Origin of the sequence: Flavimobilis rhizosphaerae (assembly GCF_014852685.1) — a bacterium.
Lineage (GTDB): Bacteria > Actinomycetota > Actinomycetes > Actinomycetales > Cellulomonadaceae > Flavimobilis > Flavimobilis rhizosphaerae.
Genome location: NZ_JACZDF010000005.1, coordinates 1 through 23562, shown reverse-complemented (window position 1 = coordinate 23562; position 23562 = coordinate 1). Strand labels below are relative to the sequence as shown.

The following is a 23562-nucleotide window of genomic DNA, read 5'->3' as shown; positions in this document are numbered from 1 at the left end:
CTCCTAGAAGCTTTCAGACGGTGGTGTCGACGTCGACGAGGACACGGTCACCGTCGAGGGTCAGGGGATAGACAGGGATGGGCCGCACGGCGGGCGGCGAGTCGGGCTGGCCGGTCCGCAGGTCGAAGCGCGACCCGTGGAGCCAGCACTCGATGAAGCAGCCGTCGACCTCGCCCTCGGACAGCGAGACCGCTCCGTGGGAGCAGACGTCGTTGATCGCGTGGAGGGTGCCGTCGGAGTCGCGGACAACCGCGACCTCGACGATCTTCCCCGCGTCGTCCTCGAGCTCGACGTGGTAGGTGCCCTCGACAGGGACGTCCTGCGCGAGGCAGGCCAGCTGGACGGTCATGCGGACGCCGTACCGCCCTGGATCGCGGTCATCGACCGCTCGAGCTCGGCCTCGATCGACGCGAGCAGACGCTCCTCGACCTCGGGCACCCCGATCTCGTGGATGAGCTCGGCGAAGAAGCCGCGAACCACGAGGCGACGTGCCTCGGCCTCAGTGATGCCGCGCGCCTGGAGGTAGAAGAGCTGCTCGTCGTCGAAGCGGCCGGTCGTCGACGCGTGCCCCGCGCCCTCGATCTCGCCCGTCTCGATCTCGAGGTTCGGCACGGAGTCCGCGCGCGCCCCGTCGGTGAGGACGAGGTTGCGGTTGAGCTCGTACGTGTCGGTGCCCTCGGCGCTCGCCTGGATGAGCACGTCGCCGACCCACACGGTGTGCGCGCCCGCGCCCTGGAGAGCGCCCTTGTACGTGACGCGCGACTTGCAGCGCGGCACGGCGTGGTCGACGAAGAGGCGGTGCTCCTGGTGCTGGTCCGTGTCGGCAAAGTAGAGGCCGATCATCTCGACCTCACCGCCCTCGCCCGTGAACTCGGCGTCGGGCGTGATGCGCACGACGTCGCCGCCGAACGTCACGACGACGTGCTTGAGGCGCGCGTCGCGGCCCAGACGGGCACGGTGCGACGACGCGTGCACGGCGCCAGCCGCCCAGTCCTGAACCGAGACGACCGTGAGGTGGGCGCCGTCAGCGACGTCGATCTCGACGGTCTGGTTGAGGAGCGCGTCGCCGACGTGGTCGATGACGACGACAGCCTCGGCGTGCCGTTCCGCGCGGATGACGAGGTGGTTCGACGTCGCGACGTCGCCCTGACCCTCGATGCCCTCGACGCGGATCGACGTCGCGGTCGAGGCGACCTGCTCGGCGGGCACGGTGACGACGGTCGCCTCGGCGAACGTGTTCCACGCGACGACGGCGGCGCGGTCGCCCGGGCGGCCGGACGTGCCGAGCCGCGCGTCGTCACGGCCGACGATCTCGACGGTGACCTCGGGCGCGGCGACGACGGTCGTCTGGACGCCGTGGCCCTCGATCGTCTCTGCGAAGAGCGGCTGGAGGCGGGCGACCGGGCTGAAGCGCCACTCCTCCTCGCGGCCCGTGGGAACGGGGATGTCCGCGAGGTCGAACGACGTCACGCGCTCGGCGCGCGAGCCCTGGACGACGACGCCGTGCGAGTGCGCCCCGTCGGCGGTCGCGCGCGAGTGGTCCGTGCTGAGGTTGGTGGGGGTGGTGGTGGTCATCAGCCGACGGAACCTTCCATCTGGAGTTCGATGAGGCGGTTGAGCTCGAGGGCGTACTCCATCGGCAGCTCACGCGCGATGGGCTCGACGAAGCCGCGGACGATCATCGCCATGGCCTCGGTCTCCTCCATGCCGCGCGACATGAGGTAGAAGAGCTGGTCCTCGCTCACGCGGGAAACCGTCGCCTCGTGACCCATCGAGACGTCGTCCTCACGGACGTCGACGTACGGGTACGTGTCGGAGCGGGAGATCTGGTCGACGAGCAGTGCGTCGCACAGGACGGTCGACGCGGAGTGCTTGGCACCCTCGAGGACCTGGACGAGGCCGCGGTAGGACGTGCGTCCGCCGCCGCGAGCGACGGACTTCGAGACGATCGACGACGACGTGTTGGGCGCCGCGTGGACCATCTTGCAGCCCGCGTCCTGGTGCTGGCCCTCGCCCGCGAACGCGATCGAGAGGGTCTCGCCGCGTGCGTGCTCGCCGAGCATGTAGATCGCCGGGTACTTCATGGTGACCTTGGAGCCGATGTTGCCGTCGACCCACTCCATCGTCGCGCCCTCGGCGGCCGTGGCACGCTTCGTCACGAGGTTGTAGACGTTGTTCGACCAGTTCTGGATCGTCGTGTAGCGCACGCGTGCGTTCTTCTTGACGATGATCTCGACGACGGCGGAGTGCAGTGAGTCCGACTTGTAGATCGGCGCGGTGCAGCCCTCGACGTAATGCACGTAGGAGCCCTCGTCGGCGATGATGAGCGTCCGCTCGAACTGGCCCATGTTCTCCGTGTTGATGCGGAAGTAGGCCTGCAGCGGGATCTCGACGTGGACGCCCGGCGGCACGTAGACGAACGAGCCGCCCGACCACACGGCCGTGTTGAGCGCCGCGAACTTGTTGTCGCCCGAGGGGATGACCGAGCCGAAGTACTGCTCGAAGATCTCGGGGTGCTCGCGCAGCCCGGTGTCGGTGTCGACGAAGATGACGCCCTGCTCCTCCAGGTCCTCACGGATCTGGTGGTAGACGACCTCGGACTCGTACTGGGCGGCGACGCCCGCGACGAGGCGCTGCTTCTCGGCCTCGGGGATGCCGAGACGGTCGTAGGTGTTCTTGATGTCCTCGGGGAGCTCTTCCCACGAGGTCGCCTGCTTCTCCGTCGACCGCACGAAGTACTTGATGTTGTCGAAGTCGATGCCAGAGAGGTCAGCGCCCCACGACGGCATGGGCTTGCGCTCGAAGAGGCGCAGGGCCTTGAGGCGGGTCTTGAGCATCCACTCGGGCTCGTTCTTGAGCGCCGAAATGTTGCGGACGACCTCCTCGGAGAGGCCTCGCTGCGCGAGGGCGCCAGCGTCGTCCGCGTCGTGCCAGCCGTACTCGTACGCGCCGATCGAGGCGATGATCTCCTCGTCGGTCGCCGGAGCGGCCTGCTCCGCGACGTTCTCGGTGGGTGCGGTCATCTCATTCCTTCCGCGGTCCGGCCGGACGGCCGGGGGTGGGTCCCGGTGGTGGGCGTGACGGGGGTGGCGCAGGCCGGTCCCCTGTCGTCCGGCGGGACGCCGGGCGGCGGCCCCACCGGGATGTTCGTGGTGCACACGTGCGCCCCTCCTGCGAGGGTCGACAGGCGCTGGACGTGCGTGCCGAGGAGCCGCGAGAACGCGGCGATCTCGGCGTCGCAAAGCTGCGGGTAGCGGGCGGCGACGTGCTGCACGGGGCAGTGGCCCTGGCACAGCTGGACCATCTGAGTGCCGGGGACGGGCCTCACCGAGGCGACGAACCCGTCGTCGGTGAGCGCTTCGGCGAGCTGCTGGACGCGTGCGGTCGGGTCGGTCGCCGTGAGCGCGGCGGCGTAGCCGGCCTCGCGTGCGGCGACGTTCGTGGTCGCGAAGTCCTCGACGGCGGCCGGTCCACCGAACTTCTCCAGGTGCGCCATGACCTCGAGGGCGAACTGCGTGTAGCCGGCGGCGAGCGGGTCCTGCGCGGAACCGGTCGCGACGTAACGCCTCGCGGGTCGTCCGCGCTGCCCGGTGTGGCCGGACTCGTGGACGGCGACGAGGCCGTCGGCCTCGAGGCTCGCGATGTGCCGGCGGATCGCGGCGGACGTGAGGTCGAGCCGGAGGCCGAGATCGGCGGCGCTCACGGGCCCGTCGGAGACGACGAGCTCGAGGACGCGGTCGCGTGTGCTGTGCTCGCCGGCAGGTGCGGCGGGACGGGCGTCGGGATCGACGGTCATGCGCACACTCCTTCCACGGGTCGTCAGCGATATAGGAAACAGTGTCCTGCCCTAAATGTTGGACCGCAAGGAAGCCGTGCCTTACCTGGGGACCTTGGTCCCGCGTGCCATCCGCGAGTTTCGGCGGATCCCAAGCCCTTGCGCCCAGTTCTCGACGGCATCCGCCGCGCGACGTGGCGTGAAACACACCCGAGGCCGGGCGTGTCACCTCGAGCACGCCCGACTGCGCCGTCCGCCCTAGACTTGCCGATCGTGACCGCAGATCCCGTCGTCGAGGTACGCGACCTCGTCAAGCGCTACGGCGGCAGCGCCGTCGTCGACCGCCTCACCCTCAGCGCAGTCCGCGGCGCTGTGACCGCTGTCCTCGGCCCCAACGGGGCCGGCAAGACGACGACAATCGAGTGCTGCGAGGGTCTCCGCGCCCCCGACGCCGGCACGGTGCGGGTCCTCGGGCTCGACCCGCTCGCCGACGCCGTCGCCCTCCGCCCGCGCGTCGGTGTCATGCTCCAGGACTCGGGGCTGCCCGCCCAGAAGCGCGCGGGCGAGGTGCTCGCGCACGTCGCCCGCATGTATCGCGACCCGTGGCCCGTCGCCGACCTCACGGAGCGCCTCGGCCTCGCGTCGTTCGCCCGCACCACCGTCCGCCGCCTCTCCGGCGGCCAGCGGCAGCGTCTTGCGCTCGCGTGCGCGCTCGTCGGCCGACCTGAGGTCGTCTTCCTCGACGAGCCGAGCGCGGGCATGGACCCGCAGAGCCGCCTCGCCGTGTGGGAGCTCGTGCGCGCGCTGCGCGCGCAGGGGACGTCGGTCATCCTCACGACGCACCTCATGGACGAGGCCGCGGAGCTCGCCGACGACGTCATCGTCGTCGACCACGGCCGCGTCATCGCCCAGGGCACCCCCGCCGAGCTCACCACGACCGGCTCCGACCAGGTCGCGTCCCTCACGTCGGCCACCGCTCTGCCCGACGGCGCCACAGCGCGCCTGCGCGCCCACCTCGGCGAGGGATGGACCGTCGACTCCCCCGACCCGACGTCGCTGCGGGTCCAGGGTCCCGTCGACCCGGCCGCGCTCGCCGCAGTCCTTGCGTTCTGCGCGGCGGAGGACGTCCTCGTCACGCGCCTCGACCTCGGCACCCGCTCGCTCGAGGACTTCTTCCTCGACCTCACCGGACGGAGCATGCGATGAGCGCCCCCGCGGCAGCCCCCGCCCCGCACCCCGGCGCCGCCCCGGTCCTCGACCGGCTGCGTGCCCAGACGACGTTCGAGCTCGCGTCGATCTTCCGCAACGGCGAGCAGATCATGGTGACGATCCTCATGCCGCTCGTCGCGCTCGTCGCGCTCGCCGCGACGGACGTCGTCGACCTCGGCCGTGCGGATGGCGCTCGCGTCGACCTCGTCGCGCCGGGCGTCCTCGCGATGGCTGTCATGGCCGCGGCCCTGACGTCGCAGGCCATCGCGACGTCCTTCGACCGGCGCGGAGGGGTCCTTCGCCTCCTCGCGACCACGCCGCTCGGCCGCGTCGGCCTCCTCGGTGGGAAGATCTGCGCCGTCCTCGTCCTCCAGGTCGTGCAGGCCGTCGTCCTCGGCGGCGTCGCGATCGCCCTCGGGTGGCGTCCCGAGCCCGGCGACGTCATCGTCGCGCTCGGCATCGGAGTCCTCGGCACCGCGGTGTTCACCGCGCTCGCGATGCTCATGGCCGGCACGCTGCGCTTCGAGGCCGTGCTCGCGCTCGCGAACCTCCTGCTCATCGGGCTCACGCTCGTCGGCGGCGTCCTCGTGCCGACGGACTGGCTGCCGGGCGTCGGCGCGGACATCGTCCGCCTGCTGCCGTCGGGCGCTCTCGGCGAGGCCTTGCGCGGTGCCTTCGGTGACGGCGTTGCGTGGCGTGACGTGGTCGCCCTCCTCGGCTGGGCGGGCCTGCTCACCTGGGCGACGAGCCGCACGTTCCGGTGGTCCTGACGAGCGCCTCCGCGCGCTCGCGCCGGGCGCTCGTGACGTGTCCCACGCCGCCGACGTGCAGTTGGCCCCGCGCGGGCGCACGGGCATAGCGTAGGGGCCGTGACGACCCCAGCGCCCACCGCAGCCCGCCCCGACGCGCCCGTCCGGCGCACCTCGCTCCTTGCGCGTTTCCTCGCGTGGGTCGACGCTCATCCCTGGGGCATCCTCGTGGCGAACCTCGCCGCGCAGATCGGCATCATCGTCACGGGCGGGCTCGTCCGTCTCACAGGCTCGGGTCTCGGCTGCTCGACGTGGCCGCAGTGCGAGCCGGGCAGCTTCACGCCCGTCTACCACCCCGAGACCGCGCTCCACTCGGCGATCGAGTTCGGCAACCGGACGCTCACGGGCGTCGTCTCGATCACGGCGCTGCTCGTCGCGATCGCCCTGTGGCGCATGCGCGACCGAGCGAAGGTCCTGCGCGTGCTCGGCCTCGCGCCGCTCACGCTCGTCGCGATCCAGGCGGTCGTCGGCGGCATCACTGTGCTCGTCGATCTCCACCCCGCGATCGTCGGGTCGCACATGTTCCTCTCGCTCATCCTCGTCGCCGTCTCGACGTACCTCCTCGCGCGGGTCGGCGAGGGTGACGCGCCGGGGCGCACCGTCGTCCCCTCACCGGGCCGGCCGCTCGCGCTGCTCTCGGCCGTCCTCGCCGTGCCGATGCTCGCGCTCGGTGTGGTGACGACGGGTGCTGGCCCCCACTCGGGCGACGAGGAGGTCGGCTACCGTTTCGCGCTCGATCCCGCGCTCGCCGCGAAGCTCCACGGCGTGAGCGTCTGGGTGTACGTCGCGGCCGTTGTCGCGCTCGCCGTCGTCGTCGTGCTCGCCTCCCGTCGCACCGCAGCCCCCGATCGCGCCGAGCTCGTGCGTGCGCAGCACGCGCTGCGCGAGGTCGCCGGGGTCATCGGCCTCCAGGCCGTCATCGGCTACGTCCAGTACTTCACCGGGCTGCCCATCGTTCTCGTGCTCCTCCACATGCTCGGCGCAGCACTCTCGACAGCTGTCGCCGTGCGGCTCGTCCTCTCGGTGCGGGTCCGGCCCGCGCTCGCGTCGACGACGCCGCTCGCCGCGCGGCACGACGCGGTCTGACTCACGACGCGCGGAGGTCAGCTGCACCACCCGCTCGACCACCTCGTCGGCGCGTCGGCACGGCCGCGAGCCCGTCCGTCGACCTCCGCTAAGGGCACACTTGACTCTGACGCGACGTCAACCGGTTGTCTGGTTGTCGACGACGAAGGAGGCACCATGCACGCCACGAACGCGACCGAGTGGTCGGTCCACGAGCTCACGCGGCTCACGGGCACGACGAGCCGCACGCTGCGGCACTACGACGCGATCGGTCTCCTGCCGCCGTCCCGCACCGGCGCCAACGGCTACCGCTTCTACGACGCTGACGCTCTCGTCCGTCTCCAGCGCATCCTGCTGCTGCGCGACCTGGGACTCGGCCTCGCGGCGATCGCCGAGGCCCTCGACGGGCTCACGGACGAGGCGGCCGCTCTCGAGCGGCACCTCGCAGAGCTCGTCGAGGAACGACACCGCCTCGAGAGGCGGATCGCTGCGGTGCGGCACACCCTCGCAGGACGACAGGACGGAGGGCGCCTCGTGCCCGAGAAGATGTTTGACGGATTTGACCATGCGGTCCACGCCGACGAGGTCACACGACGGTGGGGCCGCGACGCCTGGGAGAGCTCCGACCGCTGGTGGCGCGACCTCGGCGAGGAGGGCCGCGTGGCCTTCGGAGCGCAGACGCAGGCGATCGTCGCGGCGTTCGCGGACCTCGCGGCCCGCGGCGTCGCTGCGGACTCGCCCGAGGCCGGCGAGGTGGCGGCGCGCCATCACGCGTGGCTGCGTGGCGCGGCACGCACGGTGAGCCGCGGGTACTTCCTCGGCCTCGCCGAGATGTACGTCGCCGACGAGCGCTTCGCGGCGACTTACGGCGGCCCGGACGGCGCTGCCTACGTGCGGGAGGTCCTTGTCGCGTACGCGGAGCACGCGACGTTCGACGAGGACTGAGGTCCTCGCGCACTCCCACGCCGCTGCACGCACCAGGCCCGGACCCGAGATGTCGGGTCCGGGCCTGGTGCGCCAGATCTGCGGTCGCTCTCAGCCGATCGAGCGCGTGCCCGGGGGAGGACCGGGCCGCCGCTGCGGCCACGGCGCGTCCGCAGGCCTCAGCGTCGTGAGATCCGCGGCGAGCGCTGCCTGGAGCGCGAGCACCCCGACGACGGTCGACGGGTTGTGGAGCCGTCCCGCAAGAACCCCCTCGACCGCATCCTCGACCGGCACCCACACGGGCACCATGTCCCGCTCCTCGTCCTCCCGGACGTGGCGCTCGGCCTCTGGCACGGCGGTGAGGTCGCGCGCGAGGAACACGCGCAGCGCCTCGTTCGAGCCGCCCGGCGTCGTGTAGTAGTCGACGAGCACGTCCCAGCGCGCGGCGCGCAGGTCCGCCTCCTCGAACAGCTCGCGCTGCGCGGCGAGGCACGCGTCCTCACCCGCGACGTCGAGCAGTCCTGCAGGAGGCTCCCAGAGCTCGGACCTCACGGGGTGCCGGTACTGCTTGAGCAGCAGGACCCGCCCCTCATCGTCGAGCGCGACGACGGCGACGGCCCCGGGGTGGTCGATGACCTCCCGAGTGACAACGACGCCGTCACCCAGGTCGACGTCGTCAGCGACGACGTCCCACACGTAGCCGCGGTGCACCGGTCGGCTCCCCGTCGTGGGACGGGGAGCCGACCGGTCGAACAGCGGGTCGTCCACGTCAGTCCTGCGCGGCGAGCGCCGCCGCCACGAGACCGGCGAAGAGCGGGTGAGCGTTCGTCGGACGCGACTTGAACTCGGGGTGCGCCTGCGTCGAGACGTAGTACGGGTGGACGTCAGCGGGCAGCTCGACGTACTCGACGAGACCCCCGTCGGGCGACGTGCCCGAGAACACGAGCCCAGCCTCCGCGATCTGGTCACGGTAGGCGTTGTTGACCTCGTAACGGTGACGGTGACGCTCGGAGACCCGCGTCGCGCCGTACACCCCGGCGACGACGGAGCCCTCGGCGAGGACCGCGTCGTAGGCGCCGAGGCGCATCGTGCCACCGAGATCGCCCGCGCCCTCGACAAACGCCTGCTGCTCCTCCATCGTCGCGACGACGGGGTGCTGCGTGTCGACGTCGAACTCCGACGACGAGGCGCCCTCGAGCCCGACGACGGTCCGGGCGTACTCCATGACCATCGCTTGGAGACCGAGGCAGATGCCGAGCGTCGGAACCTTGTTCTCGCGGGCCCAGCGCAGAGCACCGATCTTGCCCTCGATGCCGCGGACGCCGAAGCCGCCCGGGACGAGGACGGCGTCGACGCCCTCGAGCGCCTCGCGCGCACTCTGCGGTGTCTGGCACTCGTCGGACGCGACCCAGCGGATGACGACCTTCGCGTCGTTCGCGAAGCCGCCGGCGCGGAGCGCCTCGGTCACCGAAAGGTAGGCGTCGGGCAGGTCGATGTACTTGCCGACGAGCGCGACCTCGACGTGATGGGCAGGCTCCGTGACGCGGGTGAGCAGTGTGTCCCACTCGGCCCAGTCGACGTCGTGGAACGGGACGCCGAGGCGGCGCACGACGTACGCGTCGAGGCCCTCGGAGTGCAGGACGCGCGGGATCGCGTAGATGCTCGGGGCGTCGGCGGCCGTGACGACGGCCTCGTTGTCGACGTCGCACATGAGTGCGATCTTGCGCTTGATCGAGTCGGGGAGCTCGCGGTCGGCTCGCAGGACGAGCGCGTCGGGCTGGATGCCGATCGAGCGCAGTGCTGCGACCGAGTGCTGCGTCGGCTTCGTCTTGAGCTCGCCCGACGGACCGATGTACGGCACGAGCGAGACGTGGAGGAAGAAGACGACGTCGCGCCCGAGCTCGTGGCGCACCTGACGGGCGGCCTCGAGGAACGGCTGCGACTCGATGTCGCCGACGGTGCCGCCGATCTCGGTGATGATGACGTCGACGTCATCGCTCGCCTGCGCCCGCATGCGCGCCTTGATCTCGTCGGTGATGTGCGGGATGACCTGGACAGTGTCGCCGAGGAACTCGCCGCGGCGCTCCTTCGCGATGACGTGCGAGTAGACCTGACCGGTCGTGACGTTCGCCTTGCCCGAGAGCGGCACGTCGAGGAATCGCTCGTAGTGACCGATGTCGAGGTCCGTCTCGGCGCCGTCCTCGGTGACGAAGACCTCACCGTGCTGGAACGGGTTCATCGTTCCCGGGTCGACGTTGAGGTACGGGTCGAGCTTCTGCATCGTGACCCGAAGACCGCGCGCGCGGAGCAGGCGACCGAGGCTCGAGGCTGTGAGCCCCTTACCGAGAGAGGAGGCGACGCCTCCCGTGACGAAGATGTGCCGGGTCGTTGATTCCGACCGCCCGGAGAGTCGGTTCGCATGCTCTGCCACGGAACTCCACTCTAACAACGACCTGACGCATCGGACGACGACGCGCGGTGCGAACGATGTCACACGCGAGAAAGTTGACCCGCGTAGACCTGGGTGAGCTGGCCGAGGACGTCGACCGGCGTGGGAAGCGTCGAGGCACGCGCGAGCGCGTCCCGACGCAGCTGGGAGACGCGCTGCGGATCGTCGAGAAGCGTCGCGACCTCGGCCGCGATCGCAGGTGCGTCGCCGACTGGCACGAGGACGGCGGCGTCGCCGACGACCTCACGCGTGCCGCCCGCATCTGTGACGACGAGCGCGCAGCCGGCACGGAGCGCCTCCTGCACGGCGATCGGCTGCCCCTCCCACACGGCTGTCGAGACGACGACGTCGGCTGCGGCGAGCAGCCGTGGCACGTCGTCGCGCGGACCGAGCAGCTGCACGGGGGCTTCGCGCCGCGCGGCGTCGGCGCGGAGCCCCTCGAGCAACGGACCCCCTCCCGCGACGCACCACGTGACGTCGCGACCTGCGGGGAGCCGCGCGAGCGAGCAGGCAGCGTCGAGAAGCGTGTCGAGGCCCTTCTGCGGGGCGAGCCGGGCCACCGTGAGGACGAGCCGCGACGACGGACCGAGCCCGAGCTCCGTGAGGATCTGCGGCCGGTCGCCGTCGACGACCGGCCCCGTCGGCGCTGGAACGAGGGCACGCGTGGTATGCCGAGCCCCCCGCGCCCTCGCCCTCGCGACAAGGTCGCCCGAGACGCCGAGGACGACGTCGGCGCCCCGCGCGACGACGCGTTCGAGCACCGCGGAGACGGCGCGCACACCGCGCCCCCCGACGGGAAGGTTGTGGAGCGTCACGACGACACGGGGACGTCGGCGCCGGCTCCGGCTCCGCGCGGCGAGCACGGTGAGCGCCCCCGCACGCAGCCCGTGCGCGTGGACGACGTCCGCGCCCTCGAGCAGCGCGCGCAGCCGGCGGAGGACCGTCACGTCAGCAGCCCCTGGCCGGGGCCCGATCGGCACGTCGGCCCACGGCAGGCCCCCGAGCGCGCCCACGACGGACGCGGGCCCCGCAACGCGCACGTCGGCGCCGACCTCGCGGAGCGATGCTCCGACCTGAGCGACGTGCCGCACGACACCTCCCGCGCTCGTGCCGAGCACGAGCAGCACCCGGGTGCCGTGCACGTCGGGAACGTCGGGCAGCGTCATGACGCCACCCTGCCACGTCCGAGCCGACCGAGCGCGGCGCGGAGCGTCCGTCGGTCGACGACGGCGAGGACGAGCGCGAGACCGCAGGCCGCTGCGAGCGCACCCACCGCCCCTCCCCCGACCGCCGTGCCGAGCGTCGCGCCGGGGCCGACGAGCGCGTCGGTGACCGCGCGTCCCACGAACGACGCGGCTGCTCCGCCGGCGACGACTGCCGCCGCGGTACGCACGACTCCAGCAAGGACGCGCGCGCCGAGCGCACGTCGCAGAGCGAGGAGTGCCGCCACGCCACCGACGGTCATGCCCAGCGTGCTGCCCGCCCCCAGCGCGACAAGCGTCCCCGGCGCGTCGGGCGCCGATCCCGTCGTCGTGAGGACGAGCCCGAACGACGCGACCGCTGCGACCCCCCATGCGAGCGAACCCGAGAGCATCGCGGACCGGGCACGTTCGAGCGCGTAGAGAGCCCGCGTCGCGAGGAAGAGCACCGAGAACCCGACGAGGCCCGGAGCCATGGCGGTGAGCGTCGGCCCCATGGCGCCGACGACGTCCGCGTCACCCCGACCCACGCGTCCGAAGGCCACCGCGACCGCGGGGGCTGCCGCGACGAGCGCGACGGCGCCGAGCCCCGCGAGTGTCGCGACGGCGCGCGTCGTCCCGGCGGCGAGCGACGAGAACCCGCGGGCGTCGTCGTCACCGGCACGCTCCGCGAGCCGCGGGAAGACGCTCGTCGCGAGCGGCACCGCGAGAACCGCGTACGGCAGGAGGTAGACAGCCTGCGTGTACTGGAAGACGGGCCACGTCCCCGTTCCGCCGTACGTCCCCGCGAGCCGAAGCGTCACGACGACCGCGACCTGCTGCGCGAGCAGCGCGGTGACGCCGGCCCCGGCAAGCCGCCGCGCCCGGGCCGCGACACCGTCCGGGAACGAGAGCGTCGGACGCAGCCGGACCCCGGAGCGTCGCACCGGCACGAGCAGCGGCAGGCTCATCGCGGCGACGCCTGCGGTCGTGCCCCACGCGAGCCATGCGACGGCCACGTCCGGGAGCGCCGCAGGATCGCCCTGACGGCCGTCGGCCGTGAGCGCGAACGCTGCGTACGCACCGAGGACGACGAGCGTCGAGAGGACAGGCGCGAATGCCGGCCAGAAGAACCGCTTCTGCGCCTGCAGGACGCCCGAGAGCACGACGCCGACGCCGTAGAGCGGGACCTGGAGGGCGAAGATCCTCAGGAACGTCGCCGTGAGCTCGACCGTCGCGGGGTCGTCGGGCGCGAGCGCGCGGGCGACGGGCTCGGCAAGGACGAGGACCAGGAGCGCGACCGGCGCGAGCGCGACGAGCGCCCACGTGAGCGCGGCCGACGCCGTGCGGTCGGTCTCGGCGCGCAGGCCGCGCGCGAGCGGCGCCGCGAGCAGCGGGACGAGCGCACTCGCGAGGGCGCCTCCGGCGACGACCTCGAAGAGGACATTGGGCACGGTGTTGGCCGACGCGTACGCCGTCCCCACCGCGTCGTAGCCCACGGTTCCCGCCTGCGCGACCCAGCGGACGAACCCGAGGATGCGGGAGAGCACCGTGACGGCCGTGATGAGCGCCGCCGCGCCGACGAGGCTCCCGGCGAGCCGTCGGCGCGAGCCCTCGGTCACCTCCGTCGACCCCAGGCGTCGACCGCAGCGAGCGCAGGAGTGCGGTCGATGACGGCCGAGAAGCTCACGCGCTCGGACGCGAGCGTGAGACCGACGATGCCCGCGAGGAGGGCCGCCCGCGCGGGCAGCGGCGCACCGGTAGCGGCGACGCCGAGATGCGCGCCGAGCGCGTTGGCGCCGCAGTCGCCGAGCATGTCGTCCTCCTCGAGGTCCGCCGTCACGGCCGTGGCGATCGGTCCGAGGGCGGGGGCTGCGGCGAGACCCTGACCTGCGAGGGTGAGGGCGACGGAGGTCGCCGCGCCCGCCTTGAGGGCGCGTCCGGGCCGCAGGTCGAGGAGGTTGACGAGGTTGGCGGCGCCAGCGACGAGCGCGGTGTCGACGAGGACGTCGAGGGTGCGGCGGCCGACGCTGCGCGGGCCACGCCCGCCGTCGACGACGAGCGCTGCGACGAACGCCGACGCACCGATCCCGGCGATCTTCACAGCTCCGGTCGTCACTCGGCCCTCACGCAGCGCACCGAGGTGCCCGCGGAGTCCCTTGCGACGGTCCTCGGGCGCCTCGCGGAGGTCGTCGTTGAGGCCCGCGGCTCCTGCGCCGAGGGTGGCGACGGCGTGCGCGACGCCCGTGCGGGGAGTGCCGCCGACGACGCCGGCGGCGAGCGCGGCGTCGGCGAGCCCTGCAGCGAGCGCGGGGCCGGCCTTGAGGTCGACCCGACGGCCGGCGTAGTTCGTGCGCGTCCAGGTCTCGGGGTCGAGGTCGGCCGCTGCACCGTCGAGCACGGAGCGCGACACCCTGGTGCTCACGGCCCCGACGACGAGCCCGGCAAGCGTGCCGAACGCTCGGCGGGCGCTCATCCCTCGGCTCCGTCGGACGCGTCGCCGGACGGCTCGTCCGAGGCGTCGCCGGTGGCCTCGTCGGTGTTGCCGCCGGTCGGCGGCGCCTCGGGTGGGGCGGCGCGCCGCGTCGTCCGGTCGACCTCGTCGAGCCTCACGACGGTGGGCGCCACCGCCGTCGCCCCGTCGCCCGTGCCGAAGTGCCCGACGGTGCCTGCGGCGCGTGCCGCGAGGGCGAGCGGGACGGAGATCTGGCCGGTGAGCGCATCGACGTCGTTGACCGTCGAGACGGTGTCCGCGTCGTCGCCGCCGATGATCGCGGCGAGCAGCGCCGAGGAGGTGTCCCCCGCGACGACCGACCCCTCCGCGAGCTCGACCGCGGCACGGGGAAGCTCCTGCTGGATGAGCAGCGACGTCGCGTCCTGCGCTGTCGGCGCGGTCGTGCTCTCGCCGGCGGGCGTGCCCGTCGGGGCCAGGACGACGATCATGTCGGCGGGTGCGATGTCCTCCGAGTAGCTGACGAAGTCGCCGGCCGCGAGGAGCCTCTGCAGCTGGAGCGCGTCGGCGGAGAACGCGTCGCCCTCGGGCGCGAGCTGGACGAGCGAGAGCACGAGGGCGCGCGCGAGGCTCGCGTCGTGCGATCCGGTGCTGCCCTGCGGGAGGTAGTCGGTGAGCGACGGGACGAGTGCCTGCCGGTAGCGTGCCTGCCCCTCGCTCGTCCACTGCTCGGAGACGCTCACGGTGCCGGCGACCTGCGCCCCGGCCGTGACGAGGTGCGCCGTGATCGCCTCGACGATCGCGTCGTCGGTCTCGGCGAGCTCGACGAACGTCACGCGGCGGCCCGTGATCGTGCCGGCGGTGAGCTGCGCGGACGTCGCGGCGAGGAAAGCGTCGCGCGACGCGACGTCGGACTCGGCCTCCGCGAGCTTGGTGCGGAGGTTCTCCTTGTCGGTGCGCAGCGTCTCGACCTGCCCCGTGAGCTGGTCGCCGATCGCCTCCTTGAGGGGGCCCGCGCCGAGGACGATCCCGACGGCGAGCGCGAGGAACACGGAGATGAGCGAGACGAGGTGGTAGCGGAAGTCGATCACGGCTGAAGTGGTCCTCGGGTCGGGGGGCGGGGCGTCACGGAGGTGCGGGGCCTCACGGCCCGGAGAAGAGCCCGACGAACCAGCTCCAGACGTCGTCGACGCGGGCACCCGCGAGGCCGAAGAGCGTCTGGCCCGCGGCCGTCGAGAGCAGCGCGACGACGAGCGCGACGAGTCCGGCGACGACGAGCATCGTCAGCTGCACGTTGGAGATCCGCTGGCGGTAGAGGCGTGAGACGCCCTTCGCGTCGACGAGCTTGCCGCCGACCCGCAGACGGGTGAGGAACGTCGAGGCCATGCCGGCACGGCCCTTGTCGAGGAACTCGACGAGCGTGACGTGCGTGCCGACAGCGACGATGACCTCGGCGCCCTTGTCGTCGGCGAGGAGCATCGCGATGTCCTCGCTCGTGCCCGTCGCGGGGAACACGACGTGGTGGACCCCGAGGCGCTCGACCCGCTCGAGACCCGGAGCCTTGCCGTCCCGGTACGCGTGGACGACGATCTCGGCACCGCATGCAAGCGCCTTGTCGGACACCGAGTCCATGTCGCCGACGATGAGGTCAGGCTTCCAGCCCTCGTCGAGGATCGCGTCGGCGCCGCCGTCGACACCGATGAGGATCGGGCGGTACTCGCGCACGTAAGGACGGAGCGTCGCAAGGTCCTCCCGGTAGTGGTAGCCGCGCACGACGATGAGCACCTGCCGGCCCTCGATCTGCGTGCGGATGTCCGGGACGCCGACGCCGTCGAGCAGGAGCTCACGCTCCCGCCGGAGGTAGTCCATGGTGTTCGCGGCGAACGACTCGAGCTGCACGGAGAGGCCCTCGCGGGCCTCGGCGAGCGCGGCTGCGACGGTGTCGTCGTCCTGGAGCACGCCCTCGGCGACGAAGGCGTCACCGAGGAACACGGACGCGCCCTCGACGCGGACCTTGCGGCCCTCGGGCATCGTCATGATGTCGGGGCCGAGGTCGTCGACGAGCGGGATGCCTGCGGCGAGGAGGATCTCGGGGCCGAGGTTCGGGTAGCGTCCCGAGATCGACCGTGCGGCGTTGAGCACGGCGGCGGGACGCGCGGCGACGAGAGCCTCGGCGGCGACGCGGTCGATGTCGAGGTGGTCGATGACCGCGACGTCACCGGGGCGCAGCCGCTTCGTGAGGTCTTTGGTGCGGGCGTCGACACGTGCGGGGCCGTGGATACCGGTCGTGGGCTCGGGGGTCTCCCCCCGGCGGAAGGTGAGTCTCATCGCCGCCATCATCCCACGACCGCGCTGCGAAGGAGCTCGGCCGCGTGGGTGCGCGCGACCTCGGAGTCCTGGCCCGAGAGCATGCGGGCGAGCTCGGCGAGGCGGTCGTCGCCCGTGACCGTGCGGACGTCAGACTGGGTGACGACGTCGCCGTCCGCGGCCGACGACTTCGTGACGACGACGTGCTGGTCGGCGTACGCCGCGACCTGGGCGAGGTGCGTGACGACGACGACCTGGGCGTCACGCGCGAGCCGCGCGAGCCGCGCGCCGACCTCGAGCGCAGCACGTCCGCCGATGCCCGCGTCGATCTCGTCGAAGACGAACGACGGTGTGTCCCCCCCGGGGCTCGCTGCGAGGACCACCTCGACGGCGAGCATGACGCGCGACAGCTCGCCGCCCGACGCCCCGCGTCCGAGGGGGCTCGCGGGTGCACCGGCGTGAGGCACGAGCGAGATCGACACGTCGTCCGCGCCGTAGGGCCCCGGCTCAGCGGCCGCGACGTCGACGACGAGCCGGGCCCCGGCCATCGCGAGTCCCTCGAGCTCGGCGGTAACACGTGCGGCGAACTCCTCGGCGCCTCGCCGGCGTGCCGCGCCGAGCGCGTCCGCAAGCTCCGCGAGCAGCGCGTCGAGCGCGTCGCGACGCTCGCCGAGCTCGACGAGACGCTCGTCGCCGCCCTCGAGCTCGAGCAGCCGCAGCCCGGCGCGCGAGGCCCAGTCGAGCACCTCGGCCGCGTCGCTGCCGTAGGACCGCATGAGCGTCGTGAGCTCGGCGCGCCGCTCGTGGGCGCGTTCGAGCGCGACAGGGTCCGCCTCGAGCCCGGCGAGGTGCGAGGACAGCTCGGCGGCGATCTCGGCGAGCACGTAGCCGATCTCCGCGGTGCGGGCGGCGAGGCTCGCCAGCTCGGGGTCGTGCTCGCCTGCGTGGTCGAGCGCGCGGCGTGCGTGGTCGACGAGCCCGACGGCGTCGGGCTGGGAGTCGCCCGAGTCGTCGCCGACGAGCGCCGCGTGGGCCTCGGCAGCGCGCAGGCGGATCTCCTCGACGTTGCTGAGCCGCTCGACGAGCGCGTCGAGCTCGGTGTCCTCCCCCGCGCGCGGGTCGACGCGTTCGATCTCGGCCAGTCCCAGGCGTAGCAGCTCGGCCTCACGGGCCCGGTCGTCGCGCTCGGCGACGAGACGTGCGGCCTCGTCGAGGACGGCGCTGCGTTCGGTCCAGGCGTCGCGGTAGCGGCCGAGGAGTGCGAGATGGTCAGCGCCGAGGTATGCGTCGAGTGCCTCCCGCTGCCGTCGCGGTGAGCGCAGCCGCAGCTGGTCGGCCTGCCCGTGGACGGTGACGAGCTCGCCGGAGATCTCGGCGAGGACGCTCTGCGGGACTGTGCGCCCGCCAAGGTGGGCTCGGGAGCGGCCGGCGGCTGCGACCGTCCGGAGGACGACGAGCGCCCCGTCGTCGTCGATCTCGCCGCCCGCGTCCGCGACCCGCTCGCGCACGGCCGACCCCTCAGGGATGACGAACGTGCCCTCGGCTGCGGCGCGGTCCGTCCCGGTACGGACACGACCCGGGTCGGCCTTGCCGCCCATGAGGAGGTCGAGACCGGTGAGGAGCATGGTCTTGCCCGCTCCGGTCTCCCCCGTGATGGCGGTGAGGCCTGGCGCGAGCGGGATGCGCGCGTGCGTGATGACGCCGATGTTCTCGAGCGAGATCTCCTCAAGCACGCTCATCCCTCCTGGTCGGGTGCTGTGCGGACGCTGCCGCGGTTCCCGGCGGCGGCACGGGCTGCGCCGCGCCAGCCGACGACGGGCAGATCGAACTTGTTGACGAGCCGATCGCTGAACGGCGCGTGGCTGAGGCGCGCGAGCCGCACGCGGTCGGCTCCGAGCGTCACCTCGACGCGGGATCCTGGCGCGACGTCGACGCGCCGACGGCCGTCGAGCGTGAGGACGCCTGACGCCTGGGAGGCAGGCACGACCTCGATCGCGAACGCGGACCTCGGCCCGACGACGAGCGGACGTGCGAACAGCGCGTGGGCGGCGAGCGGCACGAGGAGCATCGCGTCGACGTCGGGCCAGACGACGGGGCCGCCTGCGGAGAACGCGTGCGCGGTCGAGCCGGTCGACGTCGCGACGATGACGCCGTCGCACCCGAAGGACGACAGCGGCCGGCCGTCGACCTCGACGACGACCTCGATCATGCGCTCCCGGTCGGCCTTCTCAACGGTCGCCTCGTTGAGGGCCCAGCCCGTGAGGACGTCGCCCTGAGGTGTGCGGACCGTGACCTCGACGATCCCGCGCTCCTCGACCTCGTAGTCGAGGGCCCCGATGCGTTGGACGGCGGCACGGAGGTTCTCGCGCTCGGACTCGGCGAGGAACCCGACGTGGCCGAGGTTGACGCCGAGGATAGGGACGTCGGTGCCGCGGGTGAGCTCGGCCGCGCGCAGGATCGTACCGTCCCCGCCGAGGACGACGACGATCTCGGCGGCGCCGACGCCGTCGCGCCGAGTCCCTTCGAGGTCGCCGTGGACGGGCAGGTGCTCGTGGTCGTCGTGCACGACGACGTCGAAGCCTACGGCGTCGAGCTCGTGGAGGGTCTCCCGGAGCGCGGCGAGCGCCTCGGCGCGTCCACCGTGGGCGACGACGATCGCGGTGCGGGTCATGTGGTCACCGTCCATCTCGGTCGTGAGGAGGGGCGCCGACGGTGCGGACGGTCGCCCCGGTCGAGTCTGCCACCGCGGCGCGTACGGCGGGCTCGGCGTCCGTGCGCGCCGCGTGGGCGTCGTGCGGGACGTCCGGGGAGAACCAGCAGAAGAACTCGCGGTTGCCCGAGGGCCCAGGGAGCGCGGACGCGACGACGCCGCGCAGGCGGGCGCCGTGCACGGCCCCGCACGCGACGACGTCGAGCACCGCGTCGACGTGGTGGGCAGGGTCACGGACGACGCCGCCCTGGCCGAGCCGCGCACGTCCGACCTCGAACTGCGGTTTCACCATGAGGAGCAGCTCTGCTGCGGGAGCCGCGGTGCGAAGCGCCGGGAGGACGAGCGTGAGCGAGATGAACGAGAGGTCGGCGACGACGAACGCAGGGGCGAACGGCAGGTCGTCAGCCCGCAGCTCGCGTGCGTTGAGCCCTTCGCGCACGGTGACGCGGGGATCGCGGCGCAGCTCGGGGACGAGCTGGTCGTGCCCGACGTCAATCGCCGCGACGGCCCGGGCCCCGCGCTCGAGGAGCACCTGGGTGAAGCCGCCGGTCGAGGCGCCGACGTCGAGGCAGTCGAGCCCGCGCGGCTCGGGCGTCGGGACGCCCGTCGCGGCGAGCCGGTCGAGCGCGGCCAGCGCACCGACGAGCTTCCCTCCTGCCCGTGAGACGAGCTCACCGTCGGGAGCGACGTCGATCGTCAGCGTGGCGCTGGGGGCGACGGGCTGCGCGGGGCGTGACGCACGGACTCCGTCGACGTGGACACGACCGTCCTTGACCGCCTGGGCGGCGCGGGCGCGCGACCGGGCGAGGCCGCGCGCGACGAGCGCGACGTCGAGCCGCTCCTCGGTGACGGGAGGGTGTTCGGGCTGGTTCACGGGCGCGGTCGTGCCTCACCGGGTGCGGCGGGCTCCTCGGCGAGGTGCTCGTGGAGCGTGCGGTGGACGTCCTCGAGGACGCCTGGGTGCTCGGCGAGAGGGCGCGCGGCGAGGTCGCCGAGCGGCGCGAGCGCCGCGTCGACGGTCGCGTCGCCTGTGGGGCCGTCGCTCATGTCCTCGGTGTCCTCTCGGTCGTGTCGTGCCGCGCGTCCACGCTAGCGGACGACGTGCAGGACGGCCCTGTTCCCACAGGTGTCTGCGGGGACAGGGCCGTCCGGGGTGCCGTTCAGTGGCTGCCGACGGCAAGCTCCGGTACGGCGGCCGGGTCGAGCGGTGCGCCGGCGTCGGCCGACGCCCAGGCGGCGGCGCACGCAGCACGCACGAGGTCGACGGGTTCGGCGTCCGCGTCTCCGTGGGCGTCGTCGAGCTCGAGCCGTCCGTCCGTCACACGTGCGGCGACGCCGCGGCTCGTCCACCAGCCCTCGCGCGCGACGGGCTCGGGGTGGGCGACGAGCAGCGCACGCAGGTCCTCACCGATGAGATGCGGTCGCAGGTGCGGCTCCGCAAGGATGTCGTCGCGCGCGGTGCTCACGCCCGTGAGGACGTGGAGCCCGACGTACCCGCCCGAGCGGGCCCCGGCGAGGTCCGTGTCGAGCCGGTCGCCGACGACGAGCGGGCGAGCTCCCCCGACACGCTCGACCGCGAGCTCGTACATGCGAGGCGACGGCTTGCCCGCGGAGTCCGGCTCGACGCCGGTCGCGGCGACGACGGCGCCGACGAGCGCCCCGTTGCCCGGCGCGTAGCCGCGCGCCGTCGGCAGCGAGAGGTCACGGTTCGACGCGACGAACCAGGCGCCCTGACCGACTGCGTACGCAGCCTCGGCGAGGTCCTTCCACCCGAGGTCCGGGGCAAAGCCCTGGACGACGGCGTCGGGCGCCTCATCGGCGGAGCCGACGATCGTCATGCCGACCTCGCGCACCGCGGTGCGCAGACCGGAGCCCCCGACGACGAGAACCTTCGCCCCCCGCTCGAGCCGGGCCGCGAGGACCTGGGCCGCGGCCTGGGCCGCGGTCATGACCTCGTCGGGCGACGTCGGGATGTCGAGGCCGGTGAGCTGGGCCGCGACGTCCTCGGGCTCGCGCGACGCGTTGTTCGTCACGAAGACGAGACGCATCCCGCGGTCGCGCGCACCGGTGAGGCTGGGTGCCGCGTGGTCGATCGGCAGCGGTCCCCGGTAGGCGACGCCGTCAAGGTCGACGAGTGCGAGGTCGAACGCCTCGGCGAGCGGGGCGGCAGATCCGATAAGTCCTGCGGTCACGCGCGCTCCTCCTCGGTCGCTGCCGTGTCGGCGTCTGCGTCGGCGTCGGCGTCGGCGTCAGCGTCAGCCGAAGCCGCATCGTCGAGGTCTCCGTCCTCGGCCGTGGGTGTGTCCGCAGACTCGGCGAGCGGGTCGCCGCCGGTCGCGTCGGGCTCCTCGGCGCCGTTCGCGTCCTCATCGTCCTCCTCGTCCTCGTCGGGAACGAGGTCGTCGAGGTCGACGACGATGACGTCCTCGTCGATCTCGACCTCGCCGATCGCTGCGGCCAGCTCGGCGGGGGTGACGCCCGCGAGCACCGCTGCGGCTTCCTCGTCACGGCCGACGGACTCGAGGATGTCGGCACGAGCCTGGAGGACACGCACCTGCTGAAGCCGGGGGACGCCGGTGAGGTCGATGTCGTCGAGGGTGACGAGCGCGGCCTCGGTCTCGCCGAGGTCCATGCGCGCGCCAGCGACGACGATCGACAGCTCCACGCGCGCTTCGACGTCGAGCGTCTCGACCTCGGGGGTCTGCGCGAGCGCGATCGCACGCTCAGGACGCCCGAGCCCGCGCTCGCAGTCCGCCATGACGGGAAGGTGCTCGGACGAACCGTTGAGACGACGCACGGTGCGCAGTTCGCGCAGGGCCTCGGCGTAGCGCTCGGTCCGGTACGCGGCGAGACCGGCGGTCTCGCGAACGATGTCGACGCGTCCGCCGCGGGCGACCGCCGCGACGGCGTGCTGGTAGGCAAGCTCGGGGTCGACGTCGAAGAGACGCGCGACCATGACGAGGTGACGGCCGACCGTCTCCGCGTTCTGCTTCGAGAGCGAGCGCAGGTTCGCGCGCGCCTCGCGGTCGAGCTCGCCGATCGTCACGTCCTCGGGGATCTCGGGACCTGCGGGCACCTCACGACGGTCGTCACGCATCGTGTCGCGCGGCGTGTCCCGCCGCACGTCACGGCGGTCCGATGCGTCGCGTGCGGGGCCGTGGGGGCGATCGCCGCGTGCCGCGTCGCCCTGGGTGCGCGCGCCCCGGAACCCGCTGTCGCGACGGTCCTCGCGGTGCCCGTGCGACGGGCGGTCACTGAAGCGACGGTCGCCGCCGTCGCTGCGTCCACGGAACCCGCCCTCGCGGTTGCCCTGGAAGCCGCCGTCACGGCGGTCGTCGCGCTGGCCGTAGGCCGGACGCTCACCATAGCGACGTTCCCCGCCGTCACGGCTGCCACGGAAGCCACCGTCACGGCCAGCCGGGGCGCTGTGCTCACGGGAGCCACCGTCACGGCCACCGCGGAAGCCGCCGTCGCGGCGCTCACCGTCACGGCCACCCCTGAAACCGCCGTCGCGGCCCTCGTCGCGCTGGCCATCGCGCTGGCCGTAGGCCGGGCGCTCGCCGTAGCGGCGCTCGCCACCCGCACGACTCCCGCGGAAGCCACCATCGCGGCTACCCCGGAAACCGCCGTCACGACGGTCGTCGTCCCGGCTATCGCGGGGTGTGCTCGGTCGGCTTCCCTGGAAGCCCCCTTCGCGCGTGCCCGCATCTCGGGAACCACGGAAGCCACCGTCACGGGAAGCGGCGTCGCGGCGGTCGTTGCGCTGCCCGTAGGCGGGACGGTCGCCGTAGCGACGCTCCCCGCCGTCCCGGCTGCTGCGGAAGCCACCGTCACGGCGCTCCCCGTCACGGCTATCGCGGGGTGCGCTCGGGCGGCTTCCCTGGAAGCCACCCTCACGCGAGCCAGCACCACGGGAACCACGGAAGCCACCGTCACGGGAACCGCCGTCGCGGCGGTCGTCGCGCTGCCCGTAGGCAGGACGGTCGCCGTAGCGACGCTCCCCGCTCTCACTGCGACCGCGGAACCCACCCTCGCGCGAAGCGCCACCTCGGGTAGCACCGCCGCGGCTGTCGTCGCGCTGTCCGTACGAGGGCCGATCGCCGTAGCGACGCTCGCGGCCGTCACGACTCGCACGGGCGCCACCGTCGCGGTAGTCACCGCCGCGGGCTCCGGAGCGATCGTCACGGCCTGCCTGCTCGCGGCCTCCGCGGTAGCTGCGGTCGCCGCGCTCGGGGCGGCGATCCTGACGGTCGCCGCCAGCCTGCTGATCGTTCACGTTGGTCGCTTCCTTCCACGATGTTGTTATCGATGCATTCTCTCATCACGTGACCACGGGTGGGTCGTCCCAGAGCAGTCACGCGCGTCACCACTCAGCGATGACGTGCGCGGACTCGGCTCAACCGCACCTTCGACGGCAATCGCCAGCGGCCCTGCTCCTACGATGAACCGACGGAGGAACCGCCGTCCGCCTCCCACGAGAGTCAGATGCAGGCACGCACCGCTGCTGGCTCACGCCAACGGCCGCACCCTTCCTCCCACGGATTGACGCGGTCCGACCATCGCACGGGCGCGAATAGTCGATCCGCCGTGCACCACCCGCGAGAGGTGGAGAAAACGACGAAGGCCCACCCCTCAACGGGGTGGGCCTTCGCGAAAGAATGTCCGGCAGCGTCCTACTCTCCCA

At 72.9% G+C, this 23562-nt stretch carries 22 protein-coding genes; 5 read left to right on the top strand and 17 right to left on the bottom strand.

From position 1 onward, the window contains the following. Positions 1 to 13 precede the first annotated feature (13 nt). Genes IGS67_RS09845 through IGS67_RS09830 form a run of 4 tightly spaced genes read right to left on the bottom strand, consistent with a single transcriptional unit; the run spans position 14 to position 3796 of the window. Positions 14 to 349, bottom strand: a complete 336-nt coding sequence (locus IGS67_RS09845) for a non-heme iron oxygenase ferredoxin subunit (RefSeq protein WP_192280243.1) — start codon at positions 347 to 349, stop codon at positions 14 to 16. After that, entirely contained in the window at positions 346 to 1575 is a 1230-nt protein-coding gene (sufD, locus tag IGS67_RS09840) for a Fe-S cluster assembly protein SufD (RefSeq protein ID WP_192280240.1), read from the bottom strand. Before sufD ends, IGS67_RS09845 begins: the two co-directional genes overlap by 4 nt. Beyond that, a complete protein-coding gene (gene sufB, locus IGS67_RS09835; protein ID WP_192280237.1) occupies positions 1575 to 3023 on the bottom strand; it encodes a Fe-S cluster assembly protein SufB in 1449 nt (482 codons plus the stop codon). Before sufB ends, sufD begins: the two co-directional genes overlap by 1 nt. Then, positions 3020 to 3796, bottom strand: a complete 777-nt coding sequence (locus IGS67_RS09830) for a helix-turn-helix transcriptional regulator (protein ID WP_192280234.1) — start codon at positions 3794 to 3796, stop codon at positions 3020 to 3022. The genes sufB and IGS67_RS09830 overlap by 4 nt, the downstream gene beginning before the upstream one ends. A 252-nt stretch (positions 3797 to 4048) precedes the next feature. On the opposite strand from IGS67_RS09830, the gene IGS67_RS09825 reads away from it, so the two are divergent. The 4 genes from IGS67_RS09825 (at position 4049) to IGS67_RS09810 (ending at position 7803) form a co-directional block, all read left to right on the top strand. Next, a complete protein-coding gene (locus IGS67_RS09825) occupies positions 4049 to 4981 on the top strand; it encodes an ABC transporter ATP-binding protein (protein WP_192280231.1) in 933 nt (310 codons plus the stop codon). Next, positions 4978 to 5754, top strand: coding sequence for an ABC transporter permease (locus IGS67_RS09820; protein ID WP_192280228.1), 777 nt, complete (start codon positions 4978 to 4980; stop codon positions 5752 to 5754). The genes IGS67_RS09825 and IGS67_RS09820 overlap by 4 nt, the downstream gene beginning before the upstream one ends. 99 nt (positions 5755 to 5853) lie before the next feature. Continuing rightward, on the top strand, positions 5854 to 6879 hold the full coding sequence (locus IGS67_RS09815; RefSeq protein ID WP_192280224.1) for a COX15/CtaA family protein: 1026 nt from the start codon (positions 5854 to 5856) through the stop codon (positions 6877 to 6879). Positions 6880 to 7035: 156 nt separating this feature from the next. Then, a complete protein-coding gene (locus tag IGS67_RS09810; RefSeq protein WP_192280221.1) occupies positions 7036 to 7803 on the top strand; it encodes a MerR family transcriptional regulator in 768 nt (255 codons plus the stop codon). Between the two features lie 90 nt (positions 7804 to 7893). On the opposite strand, the gene IGS67_RS09805 is transcribed toward IGS67_RS09810, so the two are convergent. From IGS67_RS09805 to IGS67_RS09745, 13 genes are all read right to left on the bottom strand, one after another. Beyond that, complete coding sequence (locus tag IGS67_RS09805; protein WP_328742313.1) at positions 7894 to 8493, bottom strand: NUDIX hydrolase; 600 nt, start codon at positions 8491 to 8493, stop codon at positions 7894 to 7896. Positions 8494 to 8551: 58 nt separating this feature from the next. Further along, positions 8552 to 10213, bottom strand: a complete 1662-nt coding sequence (locus tag IGS67_RS09800) for a CTP synthase (protein ID WP_192280215.1) — start codon at positions 10211 to 10213, stop codon at positions 8552 to 8554. A gap of 59 nt (positions 10214 to 10272) precedes the next feature. Beyond that, entirely contained in the window at positions 10273 to 11397 is a 1125-nt protein-coding gene (locus IGS67_RS09795) for a glycosyltransferase family 4 protein (RefSeq protein WP_192280211.1), read from the bottom strand. After that, positions 11394 to 13031 (bottom strand): murein biosynthesis integral membrane protein MurJ, encoded by a 1638-nt coding sequence (gene murJ / locus IGS67_RS09790; RefSeq protein ID WP_192280208.1) that lies wholly within the window; start codon positions 13029 to 13031, stop codon positions 11394 to 11396. Before murJ ends, IGS67_RS09795 begins: the two co-directional genes overlap by 4 nt. After that, positions 13028 to 13885, bottom strand: a complete 858-nt coding sequence (locus IGS67_RS09785) for a hypothetical protein (RefSeq protein ID WP_192280205.1) — start codon at positions 13883 to 13885, stop codon at positions 13028 to 13030. The genes murJ and IGS67_RS09785 overlap by 4 nt, the downstream gene beginning before the upstream one ends. Continuing rightward, on the bottom strand, positions 13882 to 14952 hold the full coding sequence (locus IGS67_RS09780; RefSeq protein WP_192280202.1) for a copper transporter: 1071 nt from the start codon (positions 14950 to 14952) through the stop codon (positions 13882 to 13884). The genes IGS67_RS09785 and IGS67_RS09780 overlap by 4 nt, the downstream gene beginning before the upstream one ends. Positions 14953 to 15004: 52 nt before the next feature. Then, positions 15005 to 16189 (bottom strand): putative cytokinetic ring protein SteA, encoded by a 1185-nt coding sequence (steA, locus tag IGS67_RS09775; RefSeq protein WP_192280199.1) that lies wholly within the window; start codon positions 16187 to 16189, stop codon positions 15005 to 15007. Positions 16190 to 16197: 8 nt separating this feature from the next. After that, the gene (recN, locus tag IGS67_RS09770; RefSeq protein ID WP_192280659.1) at positions 16198 to 17901 is read right to left on the bottom strand and encodes a DNA repair protein RecN; all 1704 of its coding nucleotides are present in this window, start codon (positions 17899 to 17901) and stop codon (positions 16198 to 16200) included. A gap of 2 nt (positions 17902 to 17903) precedes the next feature. After that, a complete protein-coding gene (locus IGS67_RS09765) occupies positions 17904 to 18839 on the bottom strand; it encodes an NAD kinase (RefSeq protein ID WP_192280195.1) in 936 nt (311 codons plus the stop codon). Between the two features lie 4 nt (positions 18840 to 18843). Beyond that, positions 18844 to 19752, bottom strand: coding sequence for a TlyA family RNA methyltransferase (locus tag IGS67_RS09760; RefSeq protein WP_192280192.1), 909 nt, complete (start codon positions 19750 to 19752; stop codon positions 18844 to 18846). Further along, positions 19749 to 19925 carry a hypothetical protein gene (locus IGS67_RS09755; protein ID WP_192280189.1) on the bottom strand — a complete coding sequence of 59 codons (177 nt, stop codon included), beginning with the start codon at positions 19923 to 19925 and terminating at the stop codon, positions 19749 to 19751. Before IGS67_RS09755 ends, IGS67_RS09760 begins: the two co-directional genes overlap by 4 nt. Positions 19926 to 20038: 113 nt before the next feature. Beyond that, a complete protein-coding gene (locus IGS67_RS09750; RefSeq protein ID WP_192280187.1) occupies positions 20039 to 21070 on the bottom strand; it encodes an HAD-IIA family hydrolase in 1032 nt (343 codons plus the stop codon). Continuing rightward, entirely contained in the window at positions 21067 to 21954 is an 888-nt protein-coding gene (locus tag IGS67_RS09745; RefSeq protein WP_192280184.1) for a tetratricopeptide repeat protein, read from the bottom strand. The genes IGS67_RS09750 and IGS67_RS09745 overlap by 4 nt, the downstream gene beginning before the upstream one ends. Positions 21955 to 22035: 81 nt before the next feature. Between IGS67_RS09745 and IGS67_RS09740 the strand changes: the two genes are divergently transcribed. Further along, a complete protein-coding gene (locus IGS67_RS09740; RefSeq protein WP_192280180.1) occupies positions 22036 to 23424 on the top strand; it encodes a hypothetical protein in 1389 nt (462 codons plus the stop codon). Positions 23425 to 23562 lie beyond the last annotated feature (138 nt).

Excerpts from the sequence above, each read along its gene's own strand:
- IGS67_RS09845 (WP_192280243.1), bottom strand. The coding sequence starts at position 349 with ATGACCGTCCAGCTGGCCTGCCTCGCGCAGGACGTCCCTGTCGAGGGC.
- IGS67_RS09765 (WP_192280195.1), bottom strand. The coding sequence starts at position 18,839 with ATGACCCGCACCGCGATCGTCGTCGCCCACGGTGGACGCGCCGAGGCG.
- steA (WP_192280199.1), bottom strand. The coding sequence starts at position 16,189 with ATGAGACTCACCTTCCGCCGGGGGGAGACCCCCGAGCCCACGACCGGT.
- IGS67_RS09830 (WP_192280234.1), bottom strand. The coding sequence starts at position 3,796 with ATGACCGTCGATCCCGACGCCCGTCCCGCCGCACCTGCCGGCGAGCAC.
- IGS67_RS09810 (WP_192280221.1), top strand. The coding sequence starts at position 7,036 with ATGCACGCCACGAACGCGACCGAGTGGTCGGTCCACGAGCTCACGCGG.
- sufB (WP_192280237.1), bottom strand. The coding sequence starts at position 3,023 with ATGACCGCACCCACCGAGAACGTCGCGGAGCAGGCCGCTCCGGCGACC.
- IGS67_RS09785 (WP_192280205.1), bottom strand. The coding sequence starts at position 13,885 with ATGAGCGCCCGCCGAGCGTTCGGCACGCTTGCCGGGCTCGTCGTCGGG.
- sufD (WP_192280240.1), bottom strand. The coding sequence starts at position 1,575 with ATGACCACCACCACCCCCACCAACCTCAGCACGGACCACTCGCGCGCG.
- IGS67_RS09795 (WP_192280211.1), bottom strand. The coding sequence starts at position 11,397 with ATGACGCTGCCCGACGTTCCCGACGTGCACGGCACCCGGGTGCTGCTC.
- IGS67_RS09820 (WP_192280228.1), top strand. The coding sequence starts at position 4,978 with ATGAGCGCCCCCGCGGCAGCCCCCGCCCCGCACCCCGGCGCCGCCCCG.
- IGS67_RS09755 (WP_192280189.1), bottom strand. The coding sequence starts at position 19,925 with ATGAGCGACGGCCCCACAGGCGACGCGACCGTCGACGCGGCGCTCGCG.